This window comes from Bacillus cereus group sp. Bce019 (genome assembly GCF_051781745.1).
Lineage (GTDB): Bacteria > Bacillota > Bacilli > Bacillales > Bacillaceae_G > Bacillus_A > Bacillus_A cereus.
Genome location: NZ_JBPWJX010000002.1, coordinates 435425 through 455890, shown reverse-complemented (window position 1 = coordinate 455890; position 20466 = coordinate 435425). Strand labels below are relative to the sequence as shown.

Below are 20466 nucleotides of genomic sequence, written 5' to 3'. Positions count from 1 at the left end.
CCTAACTGTTTTGCTTTACAGCCAAATTTTGAGGCGGAAGTTTTACTGCTTTCGAATAGCTAGATAGATCTTTCACCCATATATTCATATCTTCCAACTTATCGAAAATGTAGCAATTATTCGCCAGTCTTCCTGTATACGTATAGCCTAATTGATGAAAGGCAGCATTCATTCCGAAAGAAAGCGATCGAGCAATTGTATAGGAGCAGAAAATAGATCTTTCTTGAAGTTCTTCCTCTAATTTAATTAGTAAACTTTTCATAAATCCATGTTTACGGTATTCAGGTAAAGTAGCACAATTCGTTAATTCTGCATTCCCTTCCTTTATGTTCATTTCTGCAGATGCTGTACTAATAATTTTCCCCTCAAATTCATACACGTAGTAAATTGTATCGTCTTCTTTCATCGTCTGTAATACATAACTCGCTTCATTTAAAGGTGTCGGATACACTTCAAATACTTTTCCGAATACAGTTGCTAATTCTTCTGCATCTTCTTCAGTCGCTTTTCTCAGCAAAAATTTCTCTGGAACTACTTTTTCTTTTATTTCTTTTCCTTTTACACCGCTTAATATAGTATCTTCCTCAGTCCAATGCATACTATTTCGTCTTTCATCATTATTATATTTCACAAAAAAGTATGCATCGTGCCCTTGAAAATAATGAGGTATCGTTGCTTCCAACAAAAAACCGAAAGAGAGCCATGTTGAAACATGCTCTCCCTTTCCTTTAATAATACATTTAGTGAAAGAATGTTTCTCTGCTAGTTCGTCAATGGTCTGTATAATACTTTCAACATTTCCTGTATAGTGATCTACCCGAATACGCTTATTAAAATAATCTAAAACACCTTCTACTGTATAACAATTCGTCTGTTCTCTAAAAGATTCATAGTATTTCATTTTTTCACCTCACACCAATCTAGTAATGTACATGCAATAATTTTTGCGGCAGCTATCATTTTATCAACTTCTATATATTCGTTTGGATAGTGTGCTACTTTCGTCTCTCCTGGACCAAATACTATTGTTGGTACGTTTGCAATTTGTGTAAATAAACCTCCATCAGTCCCCCACGGAGATGCTTCAATAATTGGTTCGTTCCCTTCGATTTCAACAAAGTTGTGATGAAGTGTCGTAATGAGTTCATGATTCTCTTCTAGTTCACCAGGAACCCATCTCGCTCCAAACCATTCTACTTCTACTGGATTTTCAACAAACCAATTGTCCACATCATTTAATTCAGCAATCCAATTCTCAAACTCTTCTTTTGCCGCCTCTATAGTCTCATTCGGCGCAACACCGCATCTTCCTTCTAAAATTAATTCATCGGGAACAGAACTTGGCCAACTCCCTCCTTCAATTTTCCCAATGTTAATTGGAATTGGAATCGGAATTTCTTTAAATAACGGATCTGTAATTCGACTATTTCTTTTCTCCTCTAGCTTTCTTACATGTTCTATAACAAACATACTTTTTTCAATTGCACTAACCCCTTCATAGCGCGTTCCACCGTGTGCAGCTTTCCCTTTTACACGTAGACGAAACCACATGGAACCTTGTTGTTTCGGGAAAAACTTCATATTAGTAGGCTCCGGAATAATGACACCATCTGCCTTATATCCTCGTAATATAGTTGCCAATGTCCCTGCTCCGCCACTTTCCTCTTCTATTACACTTTGAAAATAGATGTCTCCTTTTAATTCAATGTTAGATTCAATAATCGCTTCCATCGCAAGCATAAGTGCGACATTTCCGCCCTTCATATCCGTTGTTCCACGGCCATATATACGATTTCCGATTTTCTCACCGCTATAAGGATGATGTTCCCACTGATTCACATCCCCTTCTGGAACTACATCAATATGCCCATTCAATATCATAGATTTCCCGTCGCCACTTCCTTTTAAAGTTGCTACAATATTTGGGCTATCTGAAAAACTTGTACGGGGTGATACAAAATAAGGATGATCTTTCATTTTAGAAAAAGAAGGCTCCCATATATCGAGCTCTAAACCTAATTCACGTAATTTTTCAATCACAATTGCCTGCGCACCGCTTTCATCACCAGATACGCTCTTTTCTTGAATTAATCGTTTTAAAAATTTCACACTTTCCTCTTCATGGCTCTCAATATAATCACAAACTTGCTTTTTTAATTGCTCCATATATTACATCTCCCTTCATTCAATTACTAGTAAGTTAGAACTAATTTGAAAATCAGCTTCTGTATGTCGTTTTACATCTTCTACTGTGTATGGGCTCATTAATTCTTGTAATATAAGTCCACTCGGAGTTACCTCCATGACTGCCATATCAGTAATAATTAAATCTACACATTTCTTTGAAGTTAATGGCAATGTACACTCTGAAACAATTTTTGCATTTCCGTACTTATCAACATGATTCATTACAACAACGACCCGCTTCGCTTTTTGTGCTAAATCCATTGCTCCACCAATACCTGGAACACGTTTTCCAGGTACAATCCAGTTTGCTAAATCACCATTTTCACTTACTTGTAATGAACCAAGAATCGTTATGTCTAGCAAACCTTTTCGAATCATCCCAAACGCTGTGCAGCTATCGAAATAACTCGCTCCTGTTATAAGAGAAGTTGGTAAACCTGCTGCATTACACAAATTTTCATCTTCATTCCCTTTACTTGGCGTTGGTCCCATGCCGACGATTCCATTTTCCGCATGAAACATAACATTTATATCGTCAGGCAAATGATTTGGTACAAGCGATGGTATGCCAATACCTAAATTTACAATCATACCATTTTGTATTTCTTTCGCCGCACGCCTAGCAATCTTATCCCTCACTTCTACGCCCATACCCATTTCCAGTTCACTCCTTCCGACGGTACAATATAATTTACGAAAACACCTGGAACGACAATTTCCTCTGGATCTAAACTTCCAAGCGGGACTATTTCTTCTGCTTCTACAATTGTTATATCCCCAGCCATAGCTACATGGGGATTCATATTTCGTGCACTTTTGTCAAATAAAAGATTACCAAACGGATCTGCCTTTTTCGCATATACAATTGAAACTTCAGCAGTTAATGCTGTTTCAACTAAGTAGGTCTTACCATTCATTTCAACTGTTCGTTTTCCCTCTTCCACAATCGTATCAACACCAACATCAACTAAAACACCACCAAGACCAACGCCACCAGCGCGAATACGCTCTGCTAATGTTCCCTGCGGAGAAAACTCAATTTGTAATCTTCCCTCGTTTAGTTGCCTTCCTGCATTTGGATTGGAGCCAATGTGAGAAGTAATTATTGATTTAACTCTTTCATTTGTAACAAGACGACCGATACCTACATCAGGAAATCCAGTGTCATTTCCAATTAAATTTAAATTTGTAACGCCTTTTTCTAAAATTGCCTGTATTAAAGATGGAGGGGATCCAATCCCTCCAAATCCCCCAAACATCAATGTCATATCATCATGGAACAAAGAAATTACTTCCTCAATTTCTTTTAATTTACCGAATGTATTTGTAATAGTTGTCATGCGATACTATGCCCTCCTTTTTGCATCATTTCTTCCACACTTTTAGAGAAAATTGAAAGTAATTCATCTAACTCGGAATATGTAGTTGTCATTGGCGGTGCTACAAGCAGTGCACTATCTTCTTTTCCTGCTTGCCCTGAAACTGCTTGGTATAAAAGTAGACCATTTTTAGCTGCAACTGAAATAAGCTCTGACGCTTTTGTAAACGGTTGCAATTCTACTCCGATTAGCAACCCTTTTCCGCGCACATCAGCAATGATTGTCGATTGTTGCTGAACTTTCTGTAAGCCTTTTATTAAATACTCTCCCTTTTCTGCTGTTTTTTCAGGAAGATTATATTTCTCCATATATTCAATAACAGCTAAAGCCGTTGCTGCAGACAATGGATTTGCACTTAACGTATGACCGCTCATTACTGAACGTGATCCACGTAATATTGGTTCCATAACACGATCACTTACAACTGTCGCTGCCATCGGTGTATATCCCGCTCCTAACCCTTTACCAAGTGTCATAATATCCGGCTCTACGCCCCAATGCTCCATCGCAAACCATGCTCCAGTACGACCAAGCCCAGTCATTACTTCATCCGCAATAAATAAAATATCGTAATGGTCGCAAATCTCTTTAATGACTTTATAATAGTCCTTCGGCGGAACAACCGCGCCTCCAGCTGCTCCGATAATCGGCTCAGCAATAAAAGCAGCAATATGCTCTGCACCAATTCTTTCAATTGATCTTTCTAGTTCAGTCGCACATGCCAGCTGACAAGTTGGATATACTTTTTGAACAGGACATCTGAAACAATATGGAGCTGGTATAGTCGGATAATCTTCCAAAATAGATACGAAACGTTGTCTACGTAGTGGATGCCCAGACATCGATAAAGCACCCATCGTAATACCGTGATAACTCATCCATCTTGATAAAATTTTATGTTTCCCTTGAATACCTCGCTCTTGAAAATGCTGAATTGCAATTTTCATAGCTGTTTCATTCGCTTCCGTGCCACTATTTACAAAAAAACTCCAGTTCAAATCTCCTACACTTAAATCACTTAACTTCTTCGCTAATTTTTCAGCTGGTTCACTCGTAAACTGTGATCTATAAACGAAAGCAATCTCCTCAGCTTGCTTTTTAATAACGTCTGCAATCTCCTTTACGCCATGCCCAATACCTGCCGTAATTGCTCCTGACGAACCATCAAAATATTTATTGCCATTTTGATCATACAAATAAACACCTTTTCCATGTGAAATCATTGGATACGGCTGACCAACAAGTGGTTTAATTAAGTAATCGCGCATAGCGCTCCCCCATTTCTCCAATTTGTATATATATATGAAGAAAATTGACGTTTCTTTCATAAAAAAGAATCCTCTGCAAAAGCAGTGAATTTATCAAAAAACTATTATAAAATATACAAATGAGTGCTTAAAATTTTTATAAAACAGAAAATTCAGAACTAAAAAACCGAAGACCAACCCTTTTCTATACGCCCAAATAACCCTCCTTTTTATATGAAATGACTACATCACCAAATGTTTTTATAGCATAATGCCAGCTGCCCTTAAATGCCGACATTCTGTACACTTCGACGGAACTCCCGTTAAACTCCTTCCTATTATCCTACTTTAAATTGCATATTTTAAAACAAATTTCGACACCCACCTTACTAATCAATTCAGATTCCTATTCATTATGTAAACTTTTCAGTTTTAAACTATAAAAAAAGAACCGATTAACCACACTAATCAGTTCGTCATGACGCTCTCTTATGGGTTAATACTGTCAATTGCTAAAATAAATAGAAAAATGAAGTTTACAAATTCATCCTACAGCCTATAACACAAAACCTTTTCATAACTTCATTCACAATTACTATCGGGATATCCCTATCCCGAAGTGGCACTCCTTTCCTCAGATTCAAAGTATCTTTCCTTTATAATTTATGTAGGACAATTATCACTTTGTATGTGTATTTGCCTATAATTAAAAAAATCCCTAGTTTTCTAGCGATTTTTGGACATGTATTCAATATGTTAATTGAAATGCACTTTCAATTTGGCATTTATTTTACTTTCGTACAGTCATATGTACTGCTTTACTCTGCGAAATTCTCGTAAGCACCAGCACCTCTTTATGAAAACATATTTGTTGTCAATTTTTAATTTTCCCTTTATAAAATCATTTTTTTTGCATAACCGCTTTCTTGCTTCGCATATAGTTTTAATGATGACAAAGGAGGAATGTTCATGTCTCAATCTGAAATCGAAAAATATGGACAAGAAGTTACACAATACGAACAACTCGCACGTTACTATCAGTTTCGTAATCCTAAAAAATATATAGAATTATATATGAAATATTACGATGCACTATCAAAACTTGTACAGGCGTATGAAACAAGAGACTCACAAGAAGCTGCTTTACCGTCACATATAAGAATTTTTCATGCCGATCCAAATATACCAGCGGTTGACATTTTAGTAAACGGACAAAAGGTTATTAAAAATATTTCATTTAAGCAATTCAGCCCTTATTTATCATTAGTGCAAGGTAAATACCGTATAGATATTGTTCCTGTCGGAAATGAAACTCCAATCTTTTCAGCGTTGGTACCAATAATGGGAAATCATACTTATACTCTTGCTGCAATAAATAGTGATAATCACCTACAATTACAGCCTATACTTGATAATACACATTTACCAGCTGGTCAAGCCAAAATACGGTTTGCACATTTCTCTCCAGATACCCCTGTTGTAAACGTAGATTTAAAAGATGGAGATCATTTATTTGAAAATGTACTCTTTAAACAAATAACAGATTTTTTGCAAGTTAGCCCTGGTACAGCAGATATTGAAATTTCACTCGCAGATAATAAAAACGTTTTATTGACTATACCAAAATTCAATGTTGAACCAAATGTTATTTATACAATTTCAATAGTAGGTTATTCAACTAAAGATCCTAAATTAGAAGCCGTTATACTCACAAATTAAAACAGTCTACACCATTCATTTGGTGTAGACTGTTTATTTTTGAAATGCAATTTGAAATTCTGTCCAATCGTTATCTGATCGACACATAATGGATCCATTATGTTTTTCCACAATTTGTTTACATACAAATAATCCAATACCAGTTCCTAACTTTTTAGTAGTTACAAATGGTTCAAAAATCGTTTCTACATTTTCAGCTGGAATCATTGGTCCATTATTTTTTATCACAATTCGAATAGCTTGATCTTCTTCAAATACATCAATGATAATTTTTCGTTCTTCTTTCATTGATTCAAGAGCATCAATTGAATTCATTAATATGTTTAAAAATACTTGTCTCACTTCACTCCGATAACCAACAAGCGGAATTGGATACGGTAAATTCTTTTCAATCAAAACATTCGCATTGACCAAACTCGGATATAAGAATTGTATAATGTCTTGAAACAAGTCATTAAGCCAAAACCGTTCCGATTCATTCCACATTTCTTTTTTCGATACGAGTAAAAATTGCGAAATACGAAAATTTAATTGATCTAATTCATGCGAAATAATATCTAAATACGATAAACTCGGATGATCCGCCTTTAATAATTTAACAAACCCCATAATGGAAGTAAGCGGATTACGAAATTCATGTACAAAACTAGCTGACATTTGCCCTAAAATCGTCAGCCTTTCTTTATGTGTTTCATTAATATATTGCTGTTTTTCCTCTAAATTCTTCGATATAATTTCCGAGTATTTTAAAACGGTATAATAAATTAATTTGTCAAAACAAGTATGTATTTTTGCCATAATTGGTTTCAATTCACGAGCGCTAACATCTAATTCACACATCGCTTCGAAAAGTTCATTTCTTCCCACGTTTGCGTTATAAACAAAATCTCCAATATTCGCATCTGCTCCAGCACGTTCAATAGCAATTTTCTCACATAACGGTTGAAGATAATTTATATCTTTATCTTCCATAATAAGTTCGATAATTAACTCTAGTAAATCCTCTCCATTTTGAACTACTTCTAGTTTAAATGGATCTTTTTCGGAAATTATCATTTTGTTTTTCCAGTTCTCTACGAATTGGTGCCTATTGTTTTTCAAGTGTGAACAAAATATTTCTTTAATATCCTTATCGATTGGAAAAACCTCCATTCCCTCCATTTCCATACGACGAATACCCTTTATATTTTGAATATTAACACAAAAAATACGATTCGTTAATAGATTTTTGTCACATTTTGTTAATTTCTGTTGATAAAATTATTTTTTCTTTCTTATTTAACTAATTGTATACAAATCCCCTTTTTCCTTCACATATTTTCATTATTTCCGTAGTCAAAACGACTTTTTTTTGCATCATTTTTAATTCTTGCGTACAATAGAAAATGAAAGGTGTGAAAAATATGGTAAATAAAAATGTGGAAGATTATCTCCAAGAAGGCATTTACGGCCAAAAGCAAAACAAACCAGAAGAACGTAATATGTATTTAACTACATTACGTGAGCGTGTGGAAATCGCTTTAACAATCGGTCAAGTAATGCAAAGTAATGTATACTCTGAAGTGGCGGGTAGCATGCGCTCTTCTCAATCATTACAACTCCTCCTAAATGGTGGCATTGCTTACCCACATTTATCAAAATACATTAAATTAGCAAACGAAAAAAATGTTCCTTTTACAATTGTTCAAAATAAAGATACAAAAACACCAATCGGTTTAGTATTAACTCATGCTACTGCTATAGATAAAGAACAAATTTATGTAGAAGATACTATTTTCAAACAAGAAATGAAGTAAAAGTTACACTTAATTAAATAGTTACTAGAAGCGTAAAAAACGAGTATGGAATCGTAAACATTTCCTACTCGTTTTTTAGTGCAAGTTTTAAGTTTTTCCACTTTATTTTTTAATACATACTAATTTCATTTCTGTCATTTCTTCTATTGCATATTTAATTCCTTCGCGTCCCATGCCACTTTCTTTCACACCACCATAAGGCATATGATCTACTCTGAACGTTGGAATATCATTAATCATGACACCACCAACCTCTAGCTCATCAATTGCACGCATTGCTTTAAATAAATTATTTGTAAATACTCCTGCCTGTAAGCCGTAACGCGAATTATTTACTTGCTCAATCGCTTCATCAAATTCTTTAAATGTATTTACTGTCATGAGTGGACCGAATACTTCTTGGCACTGCACAGATACATGATCTGGAACATTTGTTAATACAGTCGGTTCAAAAATTCTTGCATCCTGCTTCTTACCACCACATAAAACAGTTGCTCCTTCCTTAATTGCTTCTTGAACCCACATATCAATTCGCTCTACATCTTTTTTTGAAATTAAAGCTGATACATCTGTTTCCTCAAGCAATGGATCACCAACAACAACTGATTCCATCGCTTTCTTTAGCTTTGAGAGAAATTCATGTATTTTCGTTTCATGTACAAAAACACGTTGTACTGAAATACAAACTTGCCCATTATTAACAAATGCTCCCCATTTTACACGTTCAATTATTTCATCTGTTAACTCTACATCTTCATCAATAATAACAGCAGCATTTGAGCCTAGTTCTAACGTAACTCGTTTTAGCCCAGCCTTTTGTTTTATTCCGATTCCAACTTTTGGACTTCCGGTAAAAGTAATAGAAGCAACGTAATCATTTTTGACGATTGCCTCACCAACCGTGGAGCCAGGGCCAGAAATGATATTTAAAGCTCCATTTGGCAATCCTGCCTCTTCAAATAACTCAACTAATGCATAAGATGATAATGGCGTTTGATCAGCTGGCTTTAATACAACTGTATTTCCGGCAGCGATTGCTGGTCCAACTTTATGCGCTACTAAATTTAATGGGAAATTAAATGGTGTAATAGCCCCTATAACCCCAATCGGCTTTCGGATTGTATATGCAATACGCCCATCTGCACCAGGTGCGGCGTCTAATGGCAATGTCTCACCATATATACGCTTCGCTTCTTCAGCTGCAAATTTGTATGTTTGAACAGTACGATCTACTTCTCCCCTTGCAGCACGTATTGGTTTTGCAGCTTCTTTTGCAATAATCTCTGCAAATTCTTCTCTTCTTTCATCCATTTTTTGTGCAACTTTCTCTAAAATAGTCGCACGATCATATGCAGATAATTTATTCATTTTTGTCATTGCATTTTTTGCAGCGGTAACAGCCTCTTTTACATCTTCTTCCGTGCCTTGTGCAATTTCCGCTAATGTTTCTTCAGAATATGGTGCGTATAATGGTTTATACGTGTTTACAGATTTCCAATCTCCATTTATATATAAATGCTTTTTCATAATTCTTCTCCTTCCAAATATATGTATACAACAATACTTCACCTAGTGAAAGGTTTGACTTATGTCATTGTATCATAGCCCTTATCCCTCAAAAAACATTATGCTCAAAAAAACTCTGCTATATAGCAGAGTTTACGAGCTAATTTGCTCTTGTAACGAAATTTGTTTTTCATCTTCTAAAATAACAATCGATTCTACTATCTTTGTAACTTCTAATCTTTTTATATAATGTCCATCTAATTCTTTCACACAAAACTTATAATTTTCAATTTCAATGGAATCCTCTTCAGCAATCTCTATATTCTTCGTTAAAATCCAACCACCGATTGTATCAACACCATCATCATCAATCCCTAAACCAAATAACGTATTCACTTCACTAACAAGTACTTTTCCCTCTAGTATCGTCTTCGTTTCACTAACTTGTTGAATTTCTGGCTGCTCATCCGTATCAAACTCATCCTGAATATCTCCAACAATTTCTTCCAGAATATCTTCAACAGTAACAAGTCCAGATGTTCCACCATATTCATCTATCAATATAGCAATATGTGTTCTTTCTTTTTGCATTTTCAAAAACAAATCATGAATTGGAATAGAATCGATAACTAAAATAATTGGTCTCACATATTGCTCTACTGTCTTCTTATTAACAGCTTTATGTTGTACAAACTCAGTAAAAATATCTTTAAAATTCACAAAACCTATTACGTGGTCTTTGTCGCCATCAACAACTGGATATCTTGTATATTTTTCGCGAGACATTTTTTGCAAAGCTTCTTCAGCAGGCATTTCTTTACTTATAATATTCATTTCAGTTCGAGGTACCATTATTTCTTTTGCAATCCGATCATCAAATTCAAAAATTTTATTTACATATTTATATTCAGATTGATTAATCTCACCATTTTTATAACTTTCTGAAACTAACAACCGTAATTCTTCTTCTGAATGAACCTCATCATGCCCCTTCGGCGGTTTCAGCCCTAGCAGCTTCGTAATGATTCGAGCTGAACCATTTAATAGCCAAATGAATGGGAATGCAATACGATAAAAGAAAATTAACGGCTTAGAAACAAGCAAACTCACTTGTTCAGATTTTTGAATTGCAAATGTTTTTGGGGCCAATTCCCCTATTACAACATGTAAAAAAGTAATTAACAAAAATACTAAAGTTACAGCAAAAATGTCTGCTAGTTGAGTAGAGATATTCCAATTTGCAAAAAGCGTATCAAACATTTGCTTTAACGCAGGTTTACCAAACCACCCAATTCCTAAAGCTGTAACAGTAATTCCTAACTGACAAGCAGATAAATATTCGTCTAAGTTTGTAATGACTGTTTTGACCGATGTTGCACGATTATTTCCTTCTGCAATTAAATAGTCAATTCGTGAACTTCTCACTTTAACAATTGCAAATTCTGCTGCAACGAAAAATGCCGTTAAGGCAATTAAAACAATCACTATACTTATACTATATATGTCCAAATACTTTTCCTTACTTACTTTGTAAGCAAGGAAGCCACCTCCTACTTAATTTTATTCAAGTGAAGTAAGCATTCTAATACTCTAACAAAATTCTACATTAGCAACCACCTTTTTATATATTATATGCATACATAAAAAAGATATTTATCATTATGATAATCTAATTCATTTACACTCGTCAAATTATTCCAAATGTTACGATAAGACATTTTTATTTAAAAGAACTATTCTCCTCAACTCAATTTCGTGAAAAAACACTTTCTTTGCCGATTCCACACTTCTTTTGTCGCACTAGAAGGGAACTTACTTCATAGCTCGAAATCATTCAACAGGATATATATAGGAGGGATTATTTTGGAATATAAAACACCATTTATCGCAAAGAAATTAGGTGTTAGCCCAAAGGCTGTTGTCCGGATCGCGCAACAATTAAATCTTACGATAGAGAAAAACAAATATGGCCACTTTATTTTCACACAAGAGGATGTCGATCAAATGTTAGAACACCATCGATTTCAAATAGAGCAATCTCAAAATTCTCAATCTACTCAAAAGGCTTCCTCAAATGAAGTTGAGGAATTAAAAACTCAAGTTAATACAATTGTTCAAAACATATCATCGAATGATTTTGAGCAATTAGCTAATCAATTAAACACTATTACGAGAAGACTTGATCGAATGGAAGAACAAATGCAAGATAAGGCAAATGATGTCGTCACGTACCAACTTTTACAACACCGTCGTGAAATGGAGGAAATGTTAGAGCGAATTCAAAAGTTAGAAGCTGCCCTAACGAAAGAAGAACCCATTTATATTACTCCGGATTCAAAACCAACATATGAACGAGAAAAGAAACCGAAGCGCCGCAAAATGATTTTTAGTATATTTGGATTATAATTTTTAGACCCTTATTAAAATAATAAGGGTCTTTTTTAATGAAGAGTTATATCCTATACAAATATTATTCTCTTTATTATACATATTCACTTCGCTTTATTTCGTTAACATAATATTTTTACTGTATTCTGTAATTAATGCCTGTGCATGAGCATTCCCTTGAATCACATCACGAAATTCTTTTAAAGAATACAAATGCGTAACCCCTTTTCGAGCATGAATTCTTACTGGTACACCTTGTAAAGTATCATGAAACTGAAAAGGATTATCTATTGGTTCAATTGGAAAACCAAGTGTAAGTAAATACATATACATTCTTTTTGTTACTGCTGCAATGTACCATTCAGCTTTTGTTTCTAACGCATGTATAAATAAAATAGCTGTTAGCCTTTTGAAATGTCCTCTTCCACGAGACGTTTTCGAAATACTTAACTTGCCTATTTCATATACATTCTTCAAATCTTTTACTAAATCATTTTTAGAAAACGGATAGAAAAACTCAGAATTCGATTGTTCAGGTACCGTATACTTAATACATTCTACTGTACCAATAGGATGTTCATCTTCTATTAATAAAAATCGTGATGGATTTAAATTACGTTCTACGAACATTAAGTTTCTTTCTTCACAAAAATCTCCCCATAGTTGCTCGAACCCAAAATGTTCTTCCTTTGTTTGAACACGCTGGAACATATTTAACCGCCTTTCCCATCGCCGCTCTGTTTTTTTGATAACGCTTTCACTATCTATCATATAAGAACAAATCTTCGTATGCAACTAAAAATATTTATGACTTATTATATTCTGCAAAATGAATTAGATTCCAATTTAATCGACTTTTATCCCGCGCTCACATTCCTTTTAATAACACATTTGTAGCACTTTTCAAATCTAAATTACACTACGTTTCTTTCCATACAGCATATAATTCTTCTTAATCTAAAGAAATCCTTTATGAAAAAGGATTTCTTTTACTTCTTAATGCTTTTTAGCCATTTTTCAAAAATTTGTACCATCCCATGTTTTCCAGCTAATTTCTCTTCCCCTTGTTTCGTCTTATATGGATATAACTGCAAGAAAACACCGCATCCAGACTCAATTTTTTTACTATGCATATGGCTTCCTGGATATACACAAATGACTTCATAAATTGACCTTCGATAATAGACTCGCTTTCCATCCTGTTCTTCTACATACTTTATAGACCAGTACTTATACATTTGCTCAGTTGCTTTCGTATTTCCGACGTGCTGAAAAATATTGTACATTGGACTATACTTCACTTCAATAATAATAGAAGATTTATATACGTATTTCCCATCTTCTTTTACATAACAGTCTAAGCGAATATCTGGCTTCTTCGTATCCTCACCATTGTAAAAATTACTACCTTTACTTAATGCAATAAGAGGATGTGTTTCAATTAAGTCATTAAATGCGACATGCACCTTTATATCATCTCGTTCTAAAACTACTGTCGTTCCATCTTGTAATCCATCTACATAAAAATGTTCTTGTATTTGTTCACGGATGGAGTTTCTAGCCTCAAAACCAATTTGCTCTAAAAGTGAAATAACGATAAAAAAAGCGTAATATTCATACACTAAAAACGTTGGCTTATAAACAAATAATAATGATGGAGATTGATCCGTATATTGCGGGAGTACTTCTAAATGATGTAGTAATTGTTGATGTGGTATCGGTAAATCATGTAAGTTCATGTTACTTGTTTCAGTAACTTCCCTCCAAAATGAAGAGTGCATTAACATTTGAAAGTATTGTACATTTTCATGCACAATATGCGCCAATATCTTATATTCTTGTATTTTCATTGAGCTCTTTCGTAAATCGGCTTCTTTTAGTAAATGTATATTTTTATATTTTTGCTTCTCTCTATCGGTTACTGATCCATTACGCTCAATTGTTTGTATAATCGTTTTTACAGCTTGAAACTCTTCTGATTTTTTCTTTTTTTCTCTTTCTAATATTTCAATTGTTTGACGTAAAAAACTTTTAGCTTCAATTAAATAATGATAAAATTGCATCGCTTTATATTTAAGAAATGCATTTTCCTTACTATTTTTTTGTTCCATAAACTTACGATTATAATGTTTGGCATAAGGTTTTCGTTCTGCCACTATAGTTCCTTTTCTTGTTGGCTTTCGCTCTTTTCCTTCCCATTTATATTCATTTATAAATTTTGAGCTTGATTCTATTTTCTTAAAGATTTGCTTTATCATTTTCATTTTTTGCGGTAACTTTCTAAGTAACACTAAATAAGACGAATCCTCAATATCGCTAAGTGCAGAGAAGGTTTTTTTATAGTAACCTCTATCCAAAATCAACTCATTTAAAATTGACTTCACATAGTCTTGAATCATTTCAAATTGATCATCAAAAAAGTTTTTCGGTACGATTTGAAATGCGCCATAATACGTTGTATCTTCTATACGCACTTCAAAATGGTATAGACCACAGCGCCATGGATAAAAGAATTCTGTTTTCCCGTGTTCATATATTAATACTCTTTGTTTTTTTTCATTTATTTCATATTGAGCCTCTTTTATATTTTTCTGTCCCTCATATACTTTATTCCATATAAAAGTAATATTCATTGGGATTTCATAATTGTACTGCAATCTTATTGGTTTTAATTCTTGTACTTTATAAATACATTGAACTAATGCTGTAGTAGATGTACAAAGACGATTTAATAAAATATAATCTCCTTTCCCCTCATTTCCAATGATTAACTTTAATACAAAAGGGAGCGTTTCATTCGTATCAACGATTTTTGTTTCATAACGCCCTTCATTTTGCATATCCATACAACTCCAGTTCTCTACGTTTTTCTCGTATATATGCTAAAGAGTGTTCAAATGTAGATACTCTGTTTGCAAGTGTAGATTGCAAAAGAGGTACTAAGGTCGCCCCCCTTTTTGCTTCTTCAGAAAGTAAAGGCCCAACCATCATTTCGGTCCCTCTGATTTTCGTCAATACACGCTGCTTTATTTGTAAATCAAACCCCTCTTCTCTACTAATCATATAGGTATGGTTATTTTGAAACGGTATGTTTTGCAAATAAGTCGCAATTGCATTTGCACATCGGAAAGAAATTCCCTTAGACGCGTCATGTGATGACAATACGACATGCAACTTATCTAATAGCTCTAATTCTTCTTCAGAAAACACTTCAATCATCGCTTTATTTCTCATCCAATTTATCCGAAATTCTCCCGCCGTTACTTTCAAAGGTGGATGTAATACGACTTTCCCCTGTTCCATGCCCATCTCACAAAACGGAATTTTCTGTAACGTTATTAGGTTCGTTCGGTCTAATAATCGATCAGAGAGCTCTTTCGTTGTTTCATCAAAATTTACAGTACCTACAAATATAATATTTTCTCCAATTTCAACTGTTGATGGAATTGAATTCTCTATGTCCTGTACACCCTCATACAAGTTTAAAATACGATTTTTTGTTTCAAGTTCAAGAACAGATAGAAACGGAGTAAACCAATGCTCAATATGAGACATGTTCATTTCATCAAAAACGATTATATACAGTTGATTTGGATTTTCTTTCGCCTTCATTAACGTCCTAACTAACTTCGCTTCAGATTCAATAAAAGTACCGTTTGGATGAAGGTAACCAAGTAAATCATGTGGTTCTTGATACGATGGCGAAATTGGAATCCAAACCAACTCTTCCCCATACTGTAACCCTAATGCTTCTGCATAAGTTTGCACAAAACGTGATTTCCCAACGCCCGGTATACCACCAAGAATCGTTAACATATTTGTTTTTACACTTATATGGAAATTATAAATATCCGTTTCATCCAAATATAACCCTTTATTATGCACCATACTTTGTACATACTGTAAAAAGGACGATTCACGCTCATCCCATTCCCATTCATCTTTTTGTATTTTTATATCCTCTACTTCAACTAGCTTACCTTCTTCATGCATTCGTTTTTTTAATTGCTCATATACATAATCACTTACAAAATATAATTGATCTTCTACCGCTATTTCTACATACTTCGTCCAGTCACTGCAGTTTATATATTTACATTCACGTTTCTGTTCAAAATAGGCGATTGAGCTAATTGATGACTTTAGGGATATGTTTCCGTACAGTCTTCCATCGTGCCACAATAATTCGGGAGGCTCAAAGTCTTTCGGAAATTTTGGCATAAGAAATGATAAATAACCGTTGCTAAGTTTTCGCTCTAAAGATTCTCTTTTTTTATGATTTGTAACTTTAGGTGCCGGAATCATTTTATAGCTGCTTGCTATTTCTTTCGGTTCTTCTGTACATATTAACTCCACGTATACATTTCCTCTTTCATAATAAAGACGAAACATTACTAATTGCTTTTCTAATTTCCTCTTCTTTAATTCCGAAAAGATTTTTTCATTCTTTTTATTGCTACATAACCCTTCAAATACATATGGTTCATTTGTAAATTGTTCCTGTAAAGTGAATGGTATTGGCGATAAGCAGTGTACAAAGAAATTCTCTCCACTCTTCTCTTTCTCAGCTTTTGTAAATTTCCCTAAAAATCTCATATAGTACATTCGTTTTATAAAACTTGGCTGAAGAGCTTTATGTAATTTCACCTTAGTCACCTTCTTTTTTCATACTATTCTTAGTGTATGAAAGAAACGAAAAACTAGAAATAAAAAACCTGACGTTATCCGCCAGGTTCAAAATAAAAACTTATATTAATGAGAAGGAAATGCTTTTTTCTCTTGTAAAATTGCATTATGAGCAATTTTCATTTTCGCAAGTACGTAACGTAATCGATCTTCAGCGTTTTCATCTTTACTTATTTGTAATTCGGCCAAATTTTCAACAGAACTTGCTAAATTTTCAATGACTCCTCTTAGTTCAGGATGATGATTAAAAAAAGATTCTTGCACTAATACTTTCCTTAACTCACTAGCTAAATCAATTATTCTAGACAACTGTTCTTTTTCTTCCATTCTCATCCCTCCTGAATATCTTATGTAGTAAATATTCTCTAAACAAAGAAAAAAGCCCTTTAAATGAAAAGGACTTTTTACATTTTTATATTTCCAGTTAATAACATATATATTGATGTGATAGCCGCAACAATAATTGCCCACATCACATACTTCTCTGCACCTACAAAGCAACGGTTCCCTTGTTCTTTTCTTGCAAACGTGTAAACAATAATTCCAATTCCATACACAATTGAAACGAGTAGTAAATTCTTTAAACCAGCTGCATAAAGAAGCCATACAGAGTAAATAGAAGCAATTAAAGCTAACGCTCCGTTTTTTAATTTAGCGTCTTTTAGTTCGTTTGTAATGACTAATTTAAATTGGAATAACGCTGATAATAAATATGGTAATAAAATTGATGTTGATGCAATGAAATACATAATTTGATATGTTGATTCCGAAAACAAAACGATGATAAATATAATTTGGGCAACACCATTTGAAATCCATAATGCCATGTGCGGTGTTTGCTTCTTATTTGTTTTCGTAAAGACTTTCGGAAATACGCCATCTTTTCCTGCTACATGAGAAATTTCAGAAACAAGTAAAAACCAGCCAATTAATGTACCGACAAGTGAAGCAACTAATCCGATGTTAATCGCAACTGCACCCCATGGACCAACAACGTGCTCTAATACATGTCCCATGGACGGAGTTTCTAACACAGAAAGTTCGCCTCTTGTCATAGCTCCCATTGACAGGACAGAAATTAAAATATAAATGGACATTACTAAAATAAGTCCCAATACTGTTGCCTTACCAACATCTCGACTATTCTTCGCTCTTCCAGATAATACAACCGCTCCTTCAACTCCAATGAAAACCCAAAGTGTTACAAGCATTGTATTTTTCACTTGGCCAAGTATAGCGGAAAGTGAGATCGTTCCTTCTCCCCAAAAATCATGTGTAAATGTGTCCCAGCGAAAGGCTGTTACCATTACAACAATAAATAAAACGATTGGAACTAACTTCCCTATTGTTGCGATCACATTCATAATAGAAGCTTCACGGATTCCAAATAAAATTAAAAAATGAAGTGTCCATAATAAAAGTGATGCCCCAACGATAGACGCAACATTATTTCCTCCTTTGAAAATTGGAAAGAAATAACCTAATGTACTAAACAGTAACATAATTGTTGCGACATTACCTAAGATTCCTGCTAGCCAATATCCCCAAGCACTATTAAACCCAATATATTCACCGAAACCAGCACGTGCATAACTATAAATTCCACCTTCAAGTTCCGGTTTTTGTCTTGCTAACGTTTGATATACGAGCGCAAGTGGAATCATTCCCATCGCTGTAATACACCAGCCAATTATTATTGCACCACTGTTTGCTCCTACTGCTAAATCATGCGGTAAACTAAAAACACCGCCACCAACCATTGTTCCAACTACTAATGCGATTAATGGAAAAAATCCTAACTTCTTTTCTATTTGTACCACCCCATCTGTCATTCTAGGTGTTATGTTCGTTCAACTATTAAAGTCACCTTTTTCTCTAATAGACGTTTCTCTTATATTTTTTCAGGAAAACATTACTTATTCTAAAAGAAAATGAGCAAAAATGGAATACTTTTTTGAAAAAATGTATAAGTATGCACAAAAAAACCGCTCATTTTGTAATGAACGGTCATTTCAAACATATAAATTTGTATATTTCTTGTAAATTTAACGAAGTAACTTCTCTTTTTGTAAAAATTGTTTTGCGACTTCTTCACTACTTTTACCATTTACGTTAACTTCATAATTCATTTTTCGCATTTCTTCATCTGTAATCTTTCCAGATAATTTATTTAATACCTTTTCAAGTTCAGGATATTTCTGTAACGTTTCTTTTCTTAATAATGGTGCTCCTTGATAAGGTGGGAATAACCCTTTATCATCTTTCAGCACTTTCAGTCCGTATTGCTCCAATTCACTATCTGTTGAATATGCATCAATTACGTTAACATCTCCAGATTCAATTGCGCTATAACGCAGCTTCGGCTCCATCGTTTTAACATTCGAGAACTTATAGTTATATAATTTTTGCATTCCTTTATAACCATCTTCACGATCAGCAAATTCCAATGTAAATCCTACTTTAGCTTCCTGCGCAACATTCCCTAAATCAGAAATTGTATTTATATTCTTTTGATCTGCTATTTTTTTCGGCATAGCTAGTGCATATGTATTGTTATACTCCATTGGCTTCAACATAATCATATTATATTTCTTTTCCATTCCAATGCGAGCCTGCTCATATACTTCATCACGATTTGTACTCTTTGGTTCTTCTTTCACGAAAGTAGATAAAGCTGTTCCTGAAAATTCTGGGTATATATCTACTTCTCCTGATTTCAACGCTTCAAATACAAATGCTGTTTTCCCAAGACCTGGTTTTAATTGTACGTGTAAATCTGTATCTTGTTCAATAAGCTGCTTATACATTTGAATTAAAATTTCAGGTTCTGATCCAAGTTTGCCCGCAATAACAATATCTTTCTTTTCTGTACTCCAAAGAAATGGAGAAGCAATCATTATGCAAACAATACATATCGTCAATATAACACGCTTAGAAGAGCGTTTCGGTCGTTCAAGTATGCGAAGTACTATATCAAAGAATAAAGCGAGTAACGCGGCTGGCACGGCCCCTAAAATGATAAGTGCATGATCATTTCGATCTATACCTAATAATATAAGCTTACCGAGCCCACCAGCACCAATGAGAGCTGCTAATGTAGCCGTTCCAACAATTAATACCATCGCTGTACGAATACCGGCCATAATGATAGGCAATGCAAGAGGAAGTTCTACCTTCCACAATCTTCTCCAACTATTCATCCCCATAGCTTTCGCGGCTTCTATTAGAGATTCATCTAATTCCCTTATTCCTGTATATGTATTTCGTAAAATAGGTAATAGTGCATACACAACTAATGCGATAATCGCTGGAAGTTTTCCGATTCCTACTAATGGAATTAATAGTCCGAGTAATGCAAGTGATGGCACTGTTTGCATTACTGCAGAAGTTCCTATTATAAATTCAGCCATTCGTTCTTTTCTTGTTAATAAGATGCCAAGTGGCACCGCTATAATTACTGCAAAAAATAATGAAATAAGCGATATTTGTAAATGCTCACTTAATGCAGTTAGTAATTCTATTTTTCGTTCTTGGAACGTTTGTATAAAATTAGTCACT

17 protein-coding genes are annotated in these 20466 nt (G+C 34.2%); 3 read left to right on the top strand and 14 right to left on the bottom strand.

Features of this window, described 5'->3' with window-relative positions:
• Position 1 precedes the first annotated feature (1 nt).
• The 5 genes from ablB to ACS2QP_RS05710 are packed head-to-tail and all read right to left on the bottom strand — an operon-like array spanning position 2 to position 4834.
• Positions 2–901: a putative beta-lysine N-acetyltransferase gene (gene ablB, locus ACS2QP_RS05730; RefSeq protein ID WP_086385972.1), complete on the bottom strand. Its 900-nt coding sequence runs from the start codon at positions 899–901 to the stop codon at positions 2–4.
• On the bottom strand, positions 898–2166 hold the full coding sequence (locus tag ACS2QP_RS05725) for a peptidase (RefSeq protein ID WP_000436698.1): 1269 nt from the start codon (positions 2164–2166) through the stop codon (positions 898–900). Before ACS2QP_RS05725 ends, ablB begins: the two co-directional genes overlap by 4 nt.
• A gap of 15 nt (positions 2167–2181) precedes the next feature.
• The gene (locus tag ACS2QP_RS05720; protein WP_000525278.1) at positions 2182–2844 is read right to left on the bottom strand and encodes a CoA transferase subunit B; all 663 of its coding nucleotides are present in this window, start codon (positions 2842–2844) and stop codon (positions 2182–2184) included.
• Positions 2829–3527, bottom strand: coding sequence for an acetate CoA-transferase subunit alpha (atoD, locus tag ACS2QP_RS05715; RefSeq protein WP_326264715.1), 699 nt, complete (start codon positions 3525–3527; stop codon positions 2829–2831). The genes ACS2QP_RS05720 and atoD overlap by 16 nt, the downstream gene beginning before the upstream one ends.
• A complete protein-coding gene (locus ACS2QP_RS05710) occupies positions 3524–4834 on the bottom strand; it encodes an aspartate aminotransferase family protein (RefSeq protein WP_042866874.1) in 1311 nt (436 codons plus the stop codon). Before ACS2QP_RS05710 ends, atoD begins: the two co-directional genes overlap by 4 nt.
• A 948-nt stretch (positions 4835–5782) precedes the next feature.
• Here ACS2QP_RS05710 and ACS2QP_RS05705 point away from each other — a divergent pair.
• A complete protein-coding gene (locus ACS2QP_RS05705) occupies positions 5783–6532 on the top strand; it encodes a DUF4397 domain-containing protein (protein WP_000083284.1) in 750 nt (249 codons plus the stop codon).
• A gap of 33 nt (positions 6533–6565) precedes the next feature.
• Here the strand turns inward: ACS2QP_RS05705 and ACS2QP_RS05700 are convergent, their stop codons facing one another.
• Positions 6566–7699: a BA2291 family sporulation histidine kinase gene (locus tag ACS2QP_RS05700; RefSeq protein WP_438882206.1), complete on the bottom strand. Its 1134-nt coding sequence runs from the start codon at positions 7697–7699 to the stop codon at positions 6566–6568.
• A 236-nt stretch (positions 7700–7935) separates the two neighbouring features.
• On the opposite strand from ACS2QP_RS05700, the gene ACS2QP_RS05695 reads away from it, so the two are divergent.
• Positions 7936–8328 carry a YueI family protein gene (locus ACS2QP_RS05695; protein WP_000247558.1) on the top strand — a complete coding sequence of 131 codons (393 nt, stop codon included), beginning with the start codon at positions 7936–7938 and terminating at the stop codon, positions 8326–8328.
• Positions 8329–8430: 102 nt separating this feature from the next.
• Here ACS2QP_RS05695 and ACS2QP_RS05690 read toward each other — a convergent pair whose 3' ends face one another.
• Entirely contained in the window at positions 8431–9855 is a 1425-nt protein-coding gene (locus ACS2QP_RS05690) for an aldehyde dehydrogenase family protein (protein WP_438882204.1), read from the bottom strand.
• 132 nt (positions 9856–9987) lie between these two features.
• The gene (locus ACS2QP_RS05685; protein ID WP_002178010.1) at positions 9988–11343 is read right to left on the bottom strand and encodes a hemolysin family protein; all 1356 of its coding nucleotides are present in this window, start codon (positions 11341–11343) and stop codon (positions 9988–9990) included.
• Positions 11344–11697: 354 nt separating this feature from the next.
• Between ACS2QP_RS05685 and racA the strand changes: the two genes are divergently transcribed.
• A complete protein-coding gene (racA, locus tag ACS2QP_RS05680; protein ID WP_000456023.1) occupies positions 11698–12240 on the top strand; it encodes a chromosome-anchoring protein RacA in 543 nt (180 codons plus the stop codon).
• A 96-nt stretch (positions 12241–12336) separates the two neighbouring features.
• Here the strand turns inward: racA and ACS2QP_RS05675 are convergent, their stop codons facing one another.
• From ACS2QP_RS05675 to ACS2QP_RS05650, 6 genes are all read right to left on the bottom strand, one after another.
• Positions 12337–12933 carry a hypothetical protein gene (locus ACS2QP_RS05675; protein ID WP_000487796.1) on the bottom strand — a complete coding sequence of 199 codons (597 nt, stop codon included), beginning with the start codon at positions 12931–12933 and terminating at the stop codon, positions 12337–12339.
• A 278-nt stretch (positions 12934–13211) separates the two neighbouring features.
• The gene (locus tag ACS2QP_RS05670) at positions 13212–15062 is read right to left on the bottom strand and encodes a hypothetical protein (protein WP_001178729.1); all 1851 of its coding nucleotides are present in this window, start codon (positions 15060–15062) and stop codon (positions 13212–13214) included.
• The gene (locus ACS2QP_RS05665) at positions 15052–16869 is read right to left on the bottom strand and encodes an AAA family ATPase (RefSeq protein ID WP_438882203.1); all 1818 of its coding nucleotides are present in this window, start codon (positions 16867–16869) and stop codon (positions 15052–15054) included. Before ACS2QP_RS05665 ends, ACS2QP_RS05670 begins: the two co-directional genes overlap by 11 nt.
• A 105-nt stretch (positions 16870–16974) precedes the next feature.
• Positions 16975–17235 carry a hypothetical protein gene (locus ACS2QP_RS05660; protein WP_000391445.1) on the bottom strand — a complete coding sequence of 87 codons (261 nt, stop codon included), beginning with the start codon at positions 17233–17235 and terminating at the stop codon, positions 16975–16977.
• 77 nt (positions 17236–17312) lie between these two features.
• The gene (locus ACS2QP_RS05655) at positions 17313–18740 is read right to left on the bottom strand and encodes a basic amino acid/polyamine antiporter (RefSeq protein ID WP_000129444.1); all 1428 of its coding nucleotides are present in this window, start codon (positions 18738–18740) and stop codon (positions 17313–17315) included.
• Positions 18741–18953: 213 nt separating this feature from the next.
• Complete coding sequence (locus ACS2QP_RS05650; protein ID WP_000181014.1) at positions 18954–20465, bottom strand: ABC transporter permease/substrate-binding protein; 1512 nt, start codon at positions 20463–20465, stop codon at positions 18954–18956.
• Between the last annotated feature and the right edge of the window lies 1 nt (position 20466).